Genomic DNA, 15157 nt, shown 5'->3' on the forward strand with positions numbered 1-15157 from the left:
GGTGTAGCTGGTTTTTATCTGTTTTAGCTACCTATGAGTTCCAGCCTGGAAGCCGCCAAGATTCAGGCGCGAGTACCCAAGGAGACTATCCTGACACCGCGCTTCTACACCACCGATTTCGAAGCCATTGGCAAGATGAGCCTAGGGGATCGGGAGGCCGACTTCCGAGCCATTCTGGAGGAGTTTCGCGCCGACTACAACCGCCACCACTTTGTCCGCGGCGAGGAGTTTAACCAAGACTGGGAAAGTCGCCTCGATCCGGAGGCGCGTCGGCTGTTTGTGGAGTTTTTGGAGCGCTCCTGCACGGCAGAGTTCTCCGGCTTCCTCCTCTATAAGGAGCTCTCCCGCCGGCTGAAGGAGACTAACCCAATTTTGGCCGAGTGCTTTGCCCTCATGAGCCGGGATGAAGCCCGCCACGCCGGCTTCCTCAACCGGGCCATGGGCGACTTCAACATGGCCTTTGATCTAGGCTTTTTGACCAAGCACAAGTCCTACACCTATTTCGCGCCCCGCTTTATCTTCTACGCCACTTATCTGTCTGAGAAGATTGGCTACTGGCGCTACATCCTCATCTACCGCCACCTAGAGGCCCATCCTGAAAACCGCATCTACCCCATCTTCAATTTCTTCAAGAACTGGTGCCAGGACGAGAACCGGCACGGCGACTTCTTTGCCCTTGTGCTTCTTAGCCAGCCACGGCTGCTCAGGGGATGGGTAGCTGAGCTCTGGTGCCGCTTCTTCCTGCTGTCGGTGTTTGCCACCATGTACCTCAACGACGTGGGCGAGCGCCCGGGTTTCTACCGCCTCCTCGGCCTGGATCCCCATGTCTATGACATGGAGGTGATCTACAAAACCAACCGCGAGGCGGCTAAGGTGTTCCCAGTGGTATTGGATGTGGAAAACCCTGAGTTTGTGCGGCGGCTGCAGAAGTGTATAGCCAACAACGCCAAACTGAGGGAGATTGAACGGGGATCTGGCCCCTTCAAGGGTCTGCGCAAGCTGCCGCTTTACCTCAACAACGCCTACCAGTTCCTGCGGCTGTTCTTACTCAAGCCGCGCAAAGCTGGCTTCTACCTGTGGGAGGAGCCAGAGCCTCGTTTTGAAGGAGCAGCCGTTTCCGCCTAAGCCCTCTTGCCCTAGCTGGATACCCGTACAGCCTTGCTAGGTCAGCCATGAACATTGCTGCTGAGATTACACCGCTCTTTTTGCTGGGAACGCTGGCCTTTTTGGGTTGGGGCTTCTGGCGAGCCCGCCGGCGGGGATCCCTAGCCGTCTGGATGTGGCTGCAGGGATCCCTGCTCCTTTTGCCGTGGGTGATCTTCCTGGGGCTGCTGCTGGTGGGAGTTTACCTTAACTTTGCCGGCTTCTTGCTGCTCTTGCTGGTGTTTACGGGGCTCTACATTGCTGTGGGGCGCAAAACCCGCCAGTTGGTCCAGCAGGAGCTGCAAGCGCGGCGGCAGCAGTTGGCTAGTTTAGAGGGGCAACCAGAAGGGGCAGCAGAGGCGTCGACCCAGGCTGCGGCGGAGCCAGCAGGGTTTCTGCGCAAGATCTCCGCCGAGGATTTGCAAGCTATTCAGTCCATCTTCAGCCTGGACACCTTTTTTGTTACTGAAACCATCCCCTATGGGGAGGGGGCCATCTTTAAGGGCAACCTCCGCGGGGACGCCGAGGTGGTCGTACCCCTACTGGTGGAAAAGCTCAAAGAGCGCGTGGGCAGCCGCTACCAACTGTTTTTGGTCGAGGATGCCTCGGAAAAGCCGGCGGTGGTGGTTCTGCCAGACGAGATAGTTAACTACCGCGCCTCGAGGGGAGCCCAGATTCTGGCCGCAGGCCTAATGCTAGCTAGCTTTCTGGCCACCCTAGAGGTGGGGGCCAACTTGCTGGGCTTCCGGCTGTTGGAGGCGCCAGGGCGCTGGGTGGAAGCTCTGCCCGTGGCAGCTGGGATCTTTGCCATTTTGCTGGTGCACGAGACCGGACACCGCTGGATGGCCGGCAGGTATGGGGTGCGCCTCAGCCCCGCTTTTGTTATCCCCAGCCTAGGGATTGGCACCCTGGGATCCCTAAACCGGATCCAATCGCCGGTGCCCAACCGCAAGGCCCTCTTCGACATCGCCTTTGCTGGACCAGCAGCGGGCGGCCTCCTTTCCTTGGTGGTGCTGCTGGTTGGCCTGAAGCTCTCGGGCGCTGGAGGCGTGTACGTGCCTACGGAGATCTTTCGCAGCTCCATCCTGGTGGGCACCCTGGCGCGGCTGGTGCTGGGATCCCAGCTACAGGCGGAGCTGGTGCCCATTCACCCCTTCGTGGCCGTGGGCTGGATTGGGCTGGCCATCACCGCCTTGAGCCTGCTGCCTGCTGGCCAGTTGGACGGGGGTCGCATTGTGCAGGCCGTGTATGGGCGCAAGACAGCAGCCCGCGCCACGGTGATTACCCTCATTGCGTTGGCCGTGGCAGCCATCAGCAACGTCTTGGCCCTCTACTGGGCGCTGCTCATTCTCTTTATTGCCCGTGAGCCGGAGCGTCCCCCGCAGGATGAGATTACGGAAACCGACGGCCAGCGGGATGCCTTGGCGCTGTTAGCCCTCTTTTTGATGGTGATGACCCTGTTGCCAATTGCCCCCGCCCTGGCGGGCTTCCTCAACCTCCCCAACGGCTAAATGTCGCTGCCAGGAAAAGGCTTGGGCCCCAGCCGAGAGGACCAAGAAAAGCACCTGCAGGCCCTGCTGGTTCAGGCTGTCCACCATCACCAGCGGGGGCAACTGGAAGAGGCCATCTCCCTCTACCAACAGGTGTTGCAGGCCCGGCCCGCCCACCCGGAAGCGCTGCACCTTTTGGGGGTCTGCCGACAGCAGCAGGGAGTCCTAGAGGAAGCCATTGCCCTGATGCAGCAGGCCCTAGCCCAGCAGCCGTGGTTTCCCGACGCCCACTACAATCTGGCAATTGCCCTCAAGCAGGTAGGTTACCTGGAGGAGGCAAAAGCTCACCTCCAGCAGGCGTTGGAGCAGGGGGAGTGGGAGGCGGCGCTGGTGCCGCTGCTGCAGGCTCTGGAGTTGCAGCCGGACTTTACCGATGCTGCCCATATCCTGGCCATCTTGTTGCGCGATTGCGGGCAAGAGGAGGAAGCGGCCAAGCTGTTCTACCAACTCTGGCAAGCGGATCCAGCCGACTTGGCCGCCGCCCTGGGCTGGTGTGTCAGCCAGTTGCCCCTGCTCTACGACGCCCCGGAACAGATAGCAAGCGCTCGCCAGCGCTACCGCCAGGCCCTAGAAGAGGTCAAGGCCCGCTGGGAGCAACTGCCGCGGGATCCAGAAACCCTGGAGCAAGCGGCTGCCGGCGTCGGCTCTGTCCAGCCTTTCTTTTTGCCCTACCAGGGCCAGAACGACCGCGAGCTGCAGCAACTGTACGGATCCCTAGTGGGGGAGGTCATGGCGGCTCGCTACCCCCAGCCTTCCCTTCCCCAGCAGCGACGTCCTGGGCGGCTTCGGGTAGGCATCGTCTCCGGCCTGTTCCGGGATCACTCGGTTTGGAAGATCCTAACTCGCGGCTGGGTAGAAGCTTTGGATCGCTCCCAAGAGGCCCTCTACGGCTTCCACACCTCGGCCATCCAAGACGAGATCACGCGCTCCCTGCCCTCTCGCTTTGAGCAGTTTGTGGCCGGATCCCGCAGCTTAATGGAGTGGCAGGCAGTCATTCGAGAGGCCCAACTGGACGTGCTCCTCTACCCAGAAGTGGGCATCGACCCGGTCTGCGCTCAACTGGCTGCCCTGCGTTTGGCGCCGGTACAGGCCATGGCCTGGGGCCATCCCCAAACTTCCGGTCTACCAACAATGGATGTCTTCATCAGCAGCGAGCTGATGGAACCGCCGGACGGGGCCAGCCACTACACTGAGCAGCTCCTGCTCCTGCCCGGCCTCGGCACCTACTACATCCCCTCGGAGGTTGCACCTGCTTCTGTAGACTGGCAGGCCTGGGGGGTGGATCCCGACAGGGTGCTCTACCTCTGTGCCCAATCCTTGTTCAAATACCTGCCCCAATACGATGAGGTGTTCCCCCGCATTGCCCGGGAGGTGGGGCAGTGTCAATTCCTATTCCTCCAGGGCCGCCTTTCCCAAGGGATCCGCCAGCGCTTTTGGCAACGGCTGCAGCGAGCCTTCCGCGCCTACGGCCTGGCCGCCGAAGACTATGTGCTGCTGCTGCCGGAGCTCTCGCCCGCCGAATACGCTGCCTACAACGCCCTGGGGGATGTTTACCTAGACAGCATCGGCTGGTCTGGCGGCAACACCACCCTGGAAGCCTTGCCCCACGGCCTGCCCATTGTTACCTTGCCGGGATCCCTGATGCGGGGCCGCCATACCTACGCCATCCTGCAGCAAATGGAGCTCCACGAAACCATTGCTTCTAGCCTGGATGAGTACGTTCAGATTGCCGTGCGGCTGGGCTTGGACGACCGCTGGCGTGAGAAAGTGGGCCGGCAGGTAAAAGCCCGCCAGGAACGGGTCTACCGGGATCCCGCCCCCATCCGCGCCCTGGAAGCGTGGCTGCAAACTCTGAAGAGCTGAGGGGGAGTTTACTGGCCGGAGTCCCGACCTTCCAGACGGCAGAGCAGTTGCCGCATCAATAGCTCCCGCTGGCCCAAAGAGAGGTGGGGAGCAACCGCGCTGGAAAAATGGGGCATGGCTAGGGTGACGCGATCCAGCAAGTCAGCACGGCGATGTTGTTGCTGGATGGCCCAGGCCCGCTGCACAAGGTCTGCGGCTGTTTCCAGCTCCAGCCCCGCCTGTTCGGCTAGCCAAGCGGCTAATTGTTCCAGGTCGGGATCAAAGCGCAGCCGGTACATGTAGATTAGCATGCCGATCCCGAGCACTAGGCCTACGGCGCTGGCCACATAGGCAGCCTTAACGGAAGTTCCCGGCAGATAGGCCACCGCCGACACGCGTAAGATTTCATAGGGGATGCGAATCAGGCTGTAGCCGACGACATAGGTCCAGACCCAAGTGCCATCCTTAAGCTTGGGAAAGCGCCAGAACATCCCCATCAAGAGGGCAAACAGAACCAGGTTAAGGAGGCTTTCGTAAAAGAAGATGGGGTGAAAAAACTCAAACTGGCTGTGTTCCGGCTCGCGGGCCTCGGGAGGGATATATATCCGCAAAGGCCAACTGCTGTCAGGAGGAATGGGGGCACCGTAGGCCTCGGAGTTGAACAAATTGCCCCAGCGCCCAATGGCTTGGCCTAAGATCAAGCCGGGGGTAATCACATCGGCGTACTTCCACCCGTTGATCCCGGTGGCGCGGCAATAGAGGTAAAGGGCAAGCGCCCCCGCCAGGATCCCACCGTGGATGATGATGCCTCCCCGCCAGATGGCAAAGGCCAAGAGGGGATTGTCTCGGAACTCTGACCAATGGGTGAGGACGTAGTAAAGTCGGGCGCCCAGAAACCCCGACACCACTAGCCACAAGGCCAGGGCCTCGACCCGCTCGCTGGCCTTGCCCGGCTCTTTCTCGAGGTGACGGGCCTCTGCTAGGGCTTTGGTCAGGATTAGGCCAACCAACACGGCAATGCCCATCAGCAGGCCGTACCAACGCAAACCTAGCCCGCCCACCAGGGGAGTGCTGGGGGGAAAGCGGAAGACGAATTCCCCGGGCGAGCTAAAAGTAAGGCCTAGCAGCTCAGTACCCCGTAGATTCATCCCCAGCACGCTCTGCACCCCCAATCCCCCAACTTAGTTCCAGCAGTTGGCTTCCACGCCGCGCCAGTAGGACGAATTTTCCGGTCGCGCTCCTAGTCTCGCAACACGTAGCCTACCCCGCGCACCGTCTGGATGAGGCGCTTCTCTCCTGGAGCTTCGATCTTAAGACGCAAGTAGCGAATGTAAACCTCGATGATGTTAGAGTCGCCTGCAAAGTTGTGCCCCCACACATGCTCCAGAATCTGCTGGCGGGTGAGCACCTGGCGGGGATGTTCCATGAGGTAGCGCAACAGCTCGTATTCTTTAGCGGTCAGCTCCACCTGGCGCTCTCCCCGCCTCACCTCCCGCGTCACGGGATCCAGCGTTAGATCCATGAACACCAACTGGCCATGGGGGGATCCCTTGGGGTGCTGCAAATAGATCCGTATCCGCGCCAGTAACTCCTGAAGGCTAAAGGGTTTCACGACATAATCATCCGCCCCAGCCTCCAGCCCTGCCGCCCGAGCTGCCACCTCATCGCTAGCCGTCATTAGCACCACCGGCACGCGGTCGCCCGTCAAGCGCAACTGGCGACAAACCTCCAACCCCGAGATCTCGGGCAACATCCAGTCCAAGAGCACCAGGTCGGGGTTTTGGGTGCGGGCTGCCGCTAGCCCCGCCGTGCCATCGCCGACCACGCTGACTCGGTACCCTTCATAGGTCAGCCCAGTTTCCAGAAAACGGGCCAACTTGGCCTCATCTTCGATCACCAGAATGTGGGCAGAGGAGGATTCCGGCTCGGGCATATTCTCTCCAGAAGAGGCGGGAAATCGGCTCCCTGCCCACCAGCATACCTTAGCCGTAGGGATTGACAGGCGGGGTAACGTGAAGCCTGCGCCAGCTACGTGTCCCACAAGCGGCTGCTGCCTGAAGGAGAGATTTGCTGCAGCTACAGGATCTCCCAGCTATCCCCGAAACCGAGGGTGGCGAACACTTAGATTAACCCCCACTCCTCCTACGCTCGGCTGATGACGAGTAGGTGCGCCCGCGCCAAGAGCGGGGCCGGCTGAGGGCCGACAGGATCACTCGCAGGACGGCCAAGGGATCCGCCAGCGGCGAAGCCCAAAACGTCCAGGGGGGATCTTGGTAGGAGCCGCGAATGCCCACAAGGACTCCCAGTCGCAAGGCAACTAGGCCCAGGTTAAGACCCAGCAGCACCTGCTCCGTTAGGGAAAAGGGGAACCCCAGCCCGGCCTTGAGCCCCAGACCCCCAACCGCTAAGACTGGGATCCCCTGGGTAAGCACCAGTAGGGCGATATCCCCCCACAGTTGGGCTGCAGGAGTGGCATCTTTCAAGTCCAGGGATCGGCCCCACTCCCGCCAAGTTTCGGCCAAAGAAGTGTACATGCGCACCTTGAGCAGGTGCCGACCGTTGCAGAAAGCGACCTTAAAGCCGGCTGCCGCAATCTGCCGCACCAGGGTGACATCGTCGCAGAAGGAGGCCCGCGCCAGCGTGTAGCCGTTCATGGCTTCTAGCACCGAGCGGCGCACCAACATGCACTGCCCATTGGCCATCGTCCGCTCTGGCAGGGTAGTAGCAGTGTCCCCTGGCGCTCCATAGCGGTAAATTAGGGTTGCCAAAAGAGCTGGTTGGAGCCAGCCTTCCCCCCAGTGCTGCAGGATAAACTGCGGCGCCAGGGTGAGGAGATCCAGCCCTTTGGCCTGGGCAGTTTCCAGCAAGCGCTCCACCAAGCCCGGCTGGGGGCGGGTATCGGCATCAATGCCCAAGATCCACTCAGAAGCGGGATCCGCATGGAGAAATCCGTAGTGCAACGCCCAGGGACGACCCACCCAGCCGCTGGGCAGGGGATCGTCGGTCAAGAGGCGAAAGCGGGGATCCCGCTTGGCCATCTGCAGCACTTTTTCGCGGGTGCCATCCTGGGAGCAGCTATCCACCACCAGTACCTCGCGCACGACCGATCCCTGTTGGTGCAGCCCTTCTAGACAGGGATCCAGGCGCTCGGCTTCGTTGAGGGTAGGCAGCAAGACGCTGACCAAGCCCGGCGGAAAAGGGATCCCCGGTTGACCAGGAGGAAGAGGAGAAGGACGCCACAGAGAGGGCAGCAGCCGGGCCAGCAACACCGCCGCCATCGGCAGCTGTAGGGCCAACAAACCCAAGGCAGCCGCATCCTCCATCGGGATCGCGTGCGTATCCATTAGAGCTACCTTCCTACCTCCAAGTTGCCCAGCAAGGCCCAAGCCGGTGGCTTTGGTTCAGAATCAAGGTGACCCTTGCCCTCGGCTTTTTCTTTTTTAGCCCTTTGTGGACGTTTCCACTCAGCTTAGCCCCGGGGGATCCCTTGTCGCCCTTGTCAAGCTTCCTGCAGGACAGCTGGAGCGTGCTTTGGTGCAGAAAGAGCTGAGTCAGATTCTCGCCGAGAAACCCAAGCACCTCTTGCTGGATCTGAGCCAGGTTACGCAGATCGACAGCAGGGGAGTTTCGGCTTTGGTGTGGGCAAGACGCGCCTGCGCCGCCGCCGACTGTCATCTCAAGCTCTGCGGCCTAGGAGAACAAGCCAAGCTGGTTCTCAAGGTTACCCGTCTGGACTCTCTCTTCGAGACTTATCCGTCGGTGGAAGTGGCTCTCAAGAATCTCTCCGACGCCTATAAGGGGGACGGCTAGTTGCAAGTTCTGCTACCTACATCCTCAGGCAGCAGTCCCCTACTCTCTACAGCCTAAGGCTGGTTTCTTTGGGCATAGAGCTTGGCCTGTTGCCGGATTTCCTCCCGCACCTTGGGCGGGGCCAGGCGGGCTGCTTGCTCAAATAGCTCAGGGGCTTTTGCCCGTAGGTTGTCGTCAGTGGCGGAGCTAAGGGCCATCGCCTTGCCTAGGATTGGGGCATAGTCACTGGGATCCTCCGCAATTAACTGGTCGTAAAGAGCTATGGCTTTTTCGGTCTGATTGTTGCGGGCATAGACAAAGGCCAAGCGCAGGCGGACGTCGCTATCTTCCGGGACTTCCTTCAGATAGTTCTCCAGCAGGCCAACAGCTTCAGAAGTGCGGCCCAAAGCTAGTTGAACCTCAGCCAGCTCCTGGAGGACTTGGCTATCTTTGGGATCCTTTTTGTAGAGAACTTGAAGTTGCTCCAGCGCCCCTTCCAGATCTCCTGTATCCCGCTGAATTTGAGCCAAAAAGGCTCGCAGTTGCCGATTTTCCGGCTCCAGTTCCACTAGCTTCTTCAGCGGCTCGATTGCCCCTTGCGGCTCGTTGAGCTGCAGTTGCGTGTCGACCAGTCCCCGCAGGGCAATGGGGTTGTCCGGCTCCCGTTCCAGCACGGCGCGATAGCCATCCGCCTGGGCCCGCAGTTGCTCGGTAACCAAGCTAGCGGTGTCCTGGGAGTCCGAAGGTCCTAGTGCCTGGAGGATAGGACCAAAGGAGAAGCCCAGGAACATCGCTAGGCCGACCACCGCCACCAGGGCTTCTAGGAATTTGCGGAGGGGCGATTTGTCAGGTTTGGACTGAGGCATGAAGGAGCTCGCACAAAATCTCTCTGTACTCTATCATTCGCTCCCTTGGAAGCCCAGCAGCCTCTCGGCTAGACCTTAGGAACTCATTTTGACCTCCGTGAAGGGCAGCTCCCTTAACTTTGAACCTGCTGGAGCTGCTGCACCTGGGCCTGCAGGTAGGGGATCCCCACCCGGTGGCAGTAGTCGCCAAAGCGCTCTTGGGGCTGGCGCTCCTGCTTGTAGATCTGCAGGAGAATCCGCATCAGGGGCACAATTTGGCTAACATGCACCCGATCCTGAAACGGCTGGGCCAAGCGATCCCCTCGCGGGCTAGCCCCCAGCCAGATTTGGTAGTAGCCATCGGGGGCGGATCCCACCAATCCCAGCTCCGCCAAGTAAGGGCGGGCACAGCCGTTGGGGCAGCCGGTCATGCGCACCAAAAAGGGCGAGTCCTGTAGCCCCAGCTCCTGCACCACCTGATCCAACTGGCGAATCAAGCTGGGCAGGGCCCGCTCCGACTCGGTGATGGCTAGGCCACAGGTGGGGAGCGCCGGACAGGCCATGGACAGCCTCACCAGCTCTGGGATCTCCTCCTTGGAGGGGACTCCGTGGGACTTGAGGATCTGGTTAATGGCCTCTCGCTGGTGCTCCTCGATGTCGATGAGGATCACGTCCTGCGTGGGGGTAAGCCGCAGGTGGAGAGCAAATTCCTCCACAATCTTGCGCAGTGCCGTTTTGAGCTGCCGCTCCGGCGTATCTTGGATGCGGCCATTTTCAATAGAGATGCCCAAAAACCAACGGCCATCCCCCTGCTCGTGCCAGCCCAGGTAGTCGTCGCTGTTGGGGACAAACTTAGGCATGCGCCGAAAGGGCAATAGCTTCTCCCCCAGGTACTGCTCGACCACGCGGCGAAACTTGTGGATCCCCCAGTCGCGCACAAGATACTTCAGCCGCGCCTGCTTGCGGTCGTAGCGGTTGCCGTGATCCCGCTGCACGGCCAAGACCGCCTGGCAAACCCGATACACCGTCTCTGGCGGGGCAAAGCAGAGTTTCTGGGCCAAAAGGGGCTCCGTCTCTTCCTTGCCATGGGTGCGCCCCATCCCTCCGCCCACCACGATGTTGAAGCCCTTGAGGTTGCCCTTGCGGTCGGTGAGCACAATTAGGCCCAGATCCTGGGCGTAGATATCGACCGTGTTCTCTCCAGCCACGGTGATGGCGGTCTTGAACTTGCGGGGCAAGTAGACTGGGCCATACAGAGGCTCCGGCCCTTCCAGCCTTACCCCATTGCCGACAAACTGCTCGGCTTCCCGGACTTCCGGATCCACCGGCGGGATGGGAACTGGCTCCCCATCTACCCAGATCTCATAGTAGGCAGAGGTCTTCGGCGCCAGGAGATCTGCCAGTTTGCGCGCATACTCCTGGGCATAGCGGTAGGCAGGCCGGTTCTTGTAGGGGGCAGCCGGCGCCGTGATGTTGCGGTTGACATCTCCACAGGCAGCCAGGGTGGATCCCATCTGCCGAATAATGCTGGCCACTGTGGCCTTGAGATTTTTCTTCAGGATCCCGTGTAATTGCAAGGTTTGTCGGGTGGTGGCGCGCAAGGTGCCGTTGCCATACTCATCGGCCAGCCGATCCAGGGTCAGATAGAGCTGTGGCGGCACATGCCCCCCCGGAATGCGGGTGCGCAGCATCATCTGGTAGGCCCGCTCCAGTCCCTCCTGCTTTCGCTGCTGCCGCAGATCCCGGTCGTCCTGCTGGTAGACACCGTGGAACTTCAGCACCTGCACCGCCGCTTCGCTGAAGTGGGTGGTGTCTTGGGCCAACTCCTGCTGCAAGGGATCCCGCAGAAAGTTGCTTTCAGCCTTGATGTGCTCTACTTTGGAGCGCTTGGCTTCGGAGGTGGCAGAGGAGGTCATCTAATTCCCCAGTAATCCGGTCGGAATACCTGTGAAACAGGGTATCACCTCTTGCCAGCAACGTCCAGTTTGGCTTCTCCACAGCCTGCCGTAGCGCTTACAGCCGGCCCCAAAGCTCTAGCCAGCCAGCCCCAAGCGGGCGCTGTAGTCTGCCGCCGACCAGAGTTTCCAGGCAGAGTTGCCCTGCAGCTCCAAGACAAGGTCGTGGTAGGCCAGGAGGGTGGGGCGGTGGCCGACACTGACGTAGGTGGTGTTGAGGCGTTGCAGTTGCAGGTAGAGCAGTTTTTCGTTGGCCACATCCAGGGCGCTGGTGGCCTCGTCCAAAATGGCGTAGCGGGGCCGTGTAATTAAGATGCGGGCAAAGGCCAGGCGCTGCTGTTCGCCCAAAGAGAGAGTGCTGGCCCAATCTTTCTCCACGTCGAAGCCGCCCACCCGCTCCGGCAAATCAGCGAGGTTAACTTGGGCCAAGATCTGCAGGAGCTCCTCGTCGGTCAGATCCCGGCGACGGCCTGGATAGAGGAGTTGATCCCGCAGGGATCCCAGGAGCATGTAGGGCTTCTGGGGCAGGAAGAGCATCTCGCCGGTGTCGGGACGGGCGATGGATCCCTGGCCGTTGCTCCACAGGCCAGCAATGGCTCGCAGCAGGGAGCTCTTGCCGCTGCCGCTGACCCCTACAATCAATAGCCGTTGGCCTGCCTCCAAACTTAGGGACAGATCCCGAACCAAGATTCGTTCCGAATTGGGCGTAAGCAAAGTAACATGCTGCAGCGCCAGGTGGGGGGCAATGCGGGTTTGGATGGCGCTTTCTCGAGGACGCAGCTGGCGCAGGGCCGGATCCTCCAAAGCTTCGTAAAAGGATCCCAGGCGGTTGATCCCGGCGGCAAAGCTGGAGATGCTTTGGATCTGGTTGGCCACAATCGAAAGGGCGCTCAGCACCTGGCTAAAGGCAATGGTGGCCTGGGTGATGGTGCCAAAATCCCGCACGCCGCTAAAGTAAAGAGGGGCCACAATCACATAGGGAACGATGCGGGTAAAGTAGTTATAGGCGTACTGAAAGATATCGATAATTGCTTGCCAAATGATCAACAAATTAAAGTTGCGCAAGGCAGCAGCGAAGCGATTCAGGATCTGTCTTAGCTCTAGGTTTTCGCCCTGGTAAAAGGCAATGGACTCGGCGTTGTCTCGCACGTGTACTAGGCTGTAGCGAAAGTCGGCCTCGTAGCGCAGTTGATCGAAGTTAATTTTAATCAGCCTGCGACCAGCCAAAACGGCAATGCCAGTGCCAATGGTAGCGTAGATAACCAATCCTATCGCCAGCACGCGGGAAATGCTGTAGAGAATGCCGGTGAAGGCGTAGAGAGTGAGGATTGAGTCGAGAATATCCAACAAAAAAGAAAGGGTGGTGCCAGTAAAGGAGCGAACGTCTTCTGAAATGCGCTGGTCAGGGTTATCGATTTCGGTGTTGGCAGCGTTGGAATCCAGCTCGTAGTAGGCCCGCCGGTCAAAGTAGCGATTCAGGAAGTAGTCGGTTAGCCATTCCCGCCAAAACAGGCCCAGCTTTAGCCGCGTATAGCGGTAGATCACCAAGATGGGAATGGCTGAGATGATCAACACCCCGTAGATGATCAAAAACTGCCAGAAGGTGCTCTCTTCCTTTTGCTGCAGGGCAGTGTCGATAAAACGAAAGATAAAGCTAATCATTACATTTAGCCGGTTTACTGTTAGGGACAGAAACAGCAAAAAGGTAAGGAGCACCCATTGCAACCAGCGCCGATGGATCTGCCTCCATACCACCCCAAACGCCAGGCTGCTTAGGGCCAAGCTGGCTGCTGCCACCCATAGCACTGGCGAGGCTAGGTTTCTCTCTGTTTGCTCGACCAAGCCTGCTGCTAGGGTTCGGAAGAACTCTGGAAAAAGGGCCTTTCCAACCAGGGTTACCCCAATCTCGACAAAGAACATGAGGGCAACCACAAACACCATGGATGCTGCTAGCAGGCCAAAGAAAATCCAGCCTCCATAGCGCACCCGCGGGTAAAAATATGGCTGAGCTACGGTGATAAAGCGGTCCCAAAGTTTGCGGTCGAAGTTAAACTGGTAGGTCTGGGAGTCCATGTTGGCAGCCGTCGGCAAGAGCGTGGGAGCCTTACAACATCTTCCAGGCTAGCAGGCCAGGGATCCCCATCTCTGTTCAGCAGGAGCAACTTCTCTAGCTGGCAAGTCCGACTGGCTAGGCGGGATCCCCTTGCAGCCGCTCTTGCCATGCCGCGTGGGCCGCTAGCCACACCGTCTGCACCGGCACGCGGAACTCTTGGGCGCGGGCCACACAGTCGCGAAACTCCGGCTGGGCGTTGACAATGCGGCCGTGGTGGCAGGCCACCTTGACGTCCACCAGGCCGTAGGGAGTTTCCACCCGCTCGATCCGCCGCTCCAGGACGGTGCGCTGCTGCAGGGAGTGGCGAATGCCCAGGGTGGTGGTTTCCCGGAAGAGGAGATCCTGGCACTCCAGCACGCGATCCGGCGGGCAGATGACCGTCAGTAATACCCCTGGTCGTCCCTGCTTCATGGTGATGGGCTGGGTAAACACGTCCCAGGCACCCAGGGCCAGCAACTGCTCACAGGTGTAGGCAATCACTTGAGGGTTGAGATCGTCAATCTGGGTTTGTAAGACCGAGACAATCTCGGTCGGCTCATGCCCCTGCGATTGACCAATCCAAAGGCGAAAGATGTTGGGAATGGGCAGCTCACGGCTGCCAGCCCCCCGCCCCACTTTTTCCAGCCGCAGCGGTGGACAAGGCCCAAACTCTTCTGCCAGCGCCACTGCCAAGGCTGCCCCGGTGGGGGTAACCAGCTCGGCTTCCACGCCGTTGCTGAACACTGGCACACGCCCCATTTCCCACAGCTCAATCACCGCCGGAACGGGCACCGCCAGGTGGCCATGTTCGGTGCTGACCCAACCGCCGCCAATGGGGTGGGGAGAAGAGATCACCTGCTCCACCTGCAGCCAGTCGAGGCCAACACAGGTGCCGACGATATCCACCAGGGCATCGACAGCCCCCACCTCGTGGAAATGCACTTTTTCCAGGGGAACCTGATGAACTTTTGCCTCCGCCTGGGCCAGCTTCTCGAAAACCTTGAGGCTGCGGGCCTTGACCGCAGGGGCCAAGTGGGATCCGGCAATCAAAGCCCGGATCTCCAACCAGGAACGGGGGGGCGGGGATCCGTCCAGTACCTCCACCACCGCCTGCAGGGCAGGCTGCCCACAGCGCTGCACGCGACTCACCTGCAGGTTGTATTCCCCCCCGATGCCCAAGGCCTGGAGCTGCTGGTTGAGATACTCCAGGGGCACCCCGCAATCCAGCAGCGCCCCCAGGCACATGTCGCCGGCAATGCCCGCTGCGCAGTCAAAGTAAGCTACTTTCATACCAGCATGATAAGAACTCGCGGAAGAAGTTGAGCGCTTTGAAGCGTCCTGAGGCAGCAAAAGCCAAGAGGGGATCCCAGCTGCGGATCCCCCTGGGGATCCTGCTGGCGGCGACGCTGCTGCTGTGGGGTCTGTGGGGATCGGCGGCGAACGGCCAGACTCGCCTCAACTTCAACAACGCCGATCTGCGAGGGCAGGATCTGTCGCGTCAGGATTGGCGAGGCAGCAGCTTTGTCAGCGCCAACCTGCAGGGTGCCGACCTGCACGGGGCTAACCTCACCGGCGTGGTCTTCACCAAGGCCAATCTGGCGGGGGCCAACCTGGCTGGGGCGGATCTGAGCAACAGCCTGCTGGATCTGGCCAACCTAGCGGGTGCCGACCTCCGAGGAGCCAACCTCAGGGGAGCAATCGCCGCGCGGGCCGTTTGGGAAGGGGCTCAGATTGCCGGCGCCGACTTCAGCGAGGCCTATGTGGATCGGGCGGCCCTGCGGCAGTTGTGCCAGCGAGCGGAGGGATCCCATCCCGTAACCGGAGTTTCCACCCGCGCGAGTCTAGGCTGTCCTTGAAAGCCGGCAAAGGTAAAGAAAACAGGATCCCTAGAACCGGCCGCTCGGATCGACCTCTAGATTGGGTGAGGTGTTGATGGTGCCC

12 protein-coding genes are annotated in these 15157 nt (G+C 60.3%); 5 read left to right on the top strand and 7 right to left on the bottom strand.

Annotated elements, in window-relative coordinates; all coding sequences use genetic code 11:
• The first annotated feature begins 33 nt into the window (after positions 1-33).
• Genes acsF through NW812_RS05180 form a run of 3 tightly spaced genes read left to right on the top strand, consistent with a single transcriptional unit; the run spans position 34 to position 4556 of the window.
• Complete coding sequence (gene acsF / locus NW812_RS05170) at positions 34-1125, top strand: magnesium-protoporphyrin IX monomethyl ester (oxidative) cyclase (RefSeq protein ID WP_414394720.1); 1092 nt, start codon at positions 34-36, stop codon at positions 1123-1125.
• Positions 1126-1172: 47 nt separating this feature from the next.
• Positions 1173-2654, top strand: a complete 1482-nt coding sequence (locus NW812_RS05175; RefSeq protein ID WP_414394721.1) for a site-2 protease family protein — start codon at positions 1173-1175, stop codon at positions 2652-2654.
• Positions 2655-4556, top strand: a complete 1902-nt coding sequence (locus NW812_RS05180; protein WP_414394722.1) for a tetratricopeptide repeat protein — start codon at positions 2655-2657, stop codon at positions 4554-4556. It abuts the gene before it with no gap.
• A gap of 8 nt (positions 4557-4564) precedes the next feature.
• On the opposite strand, the gene lgt is transcribed toward NW812_RS05180, so the two are convergent.
• From lgt to NW812_RS05195, 3 genes are all read right to left on the bottom strand, one after another.
• Positions 4565-5701, bottom strand: coding sequence for a prolipoprotein diacylglyceryl transferase (lgt, locus tag NW812_RS05185; protein WP_414394724.1), 1137 nt, complete (start codon positions 5699-5701; stop codon positions 4565-4567).
• 74 nt (positions 5702-5775) lie between these two features.
• Entirely contained in the window at positions 5776-6468 is a 693-nt protein-coding gene (locus tag NW812_RS05190; protein WP_414394726.1) for a response regulator transcription factor, read from the bottom strand.
• Positions 6469-6661: 193 nt separating this feature from the next.
• On the bottom strand, positions 6662-7879 hold the full coding sequence (locus NW812_RS05195) for a glycosyltransferase family 2 protein (protein ID WP_414394728.1): 1218 nt from the start codon (positions 7877-7879) through the stop codon (positions 6662-6664).
• 106 nt (positions 7880-7985) lie between these two features.
• Between NW812_RS05195 and NW812_RS05200 the strand changes: the two genes are divergently transcribed.
• A complete protein-coding gene (locus NW812_RS05200) occupies positions 7986-8345 on the top strand; it encodes an STAS domain-containing protein (RefSeq protein WP_414394729.1) in 360 nt (119 codons plus the stop codon).
• 53 nt (positions 8346-8398) lie between these two features.
• On the opposite strand, the gene NW812_RS05205 is transcribed toward NW812_RS05200, so the two are convergent.
• The 4 genes from NW812_RS05205 to larC form a co-directional block, all read right to left on the bottom strand.
• Positions 8399-9190, bottom strand: a complete 792-nt coding sequence (locus tag NW812_RS05205) for a tetratricopeptide repeat protein (protein ID WP_414394731.1) — start codon at positions 9188-9190, stop codon at positions 8399-8401.
• A 113-nt stretch (positions 9191-9303) separates the two neighbouring features.
• Positions 9304-11085, bottom strand: a complete 1782-nt coding sequence (locus NW812_RS05210; protein WP_414394732.1) for an NADPH-dependent assimilatory sulfite reductase hemoprotein subunit — start codon at positions 11083-11085, stop codon at positions 9304-9306.
• Positions 11086-11202: 117 nt separating this feature from the next.
• Positions 11203-13197, bottom strand: a complete 1995-nt coding sequence (locus NW812_RS05215; protein WP_414394734.1) for an ABC transporter ATP-binding protein/permease — start codon at positions 13195-13197, stop codon at positions 11203-11205.
• Positions 13198-13312: 115 nt separating this feature from the next.
• Entirely contained in the window at positions 13313-14506 is a 1194-nt protein-coding gene (gene larC, locus NW812_RS05220; RefSeq protein WP_414394735.1) for a nickel pincer cofactor biosynthesis protein LarC, read from the bottom strand.
• Positions 14507-14544: 38 nt separating this feature from the next.
• On the opposite strand from larC, the gene NW812_RS05225 reads away from it, so the two are divergent.
• Positions 14545-15072 carry a pentapeptide repeat-containing protein gene (locus tag NW812_RS05225; RefSeq protein WP_414394737.1) on the top strand — a complete coding sequence of 176 codons (528 nt, stop codon included), beginning with the start codon at positions 14545-14547 and terminating at the stop codon, positions 15070-15072.
• The last annotated feature ends 85 nt before the right edge of the window (positions 15073-15157 follow it).

Origin of the sequence: Synechococcus sp. O70.2, assembly GCF_047462135.1 — a bacterium.
GTDB lineage: Bacteria > Cyanobacteriota > Cyanobacteriia > Thermostichales > Thermostichaceae > Thermostichus.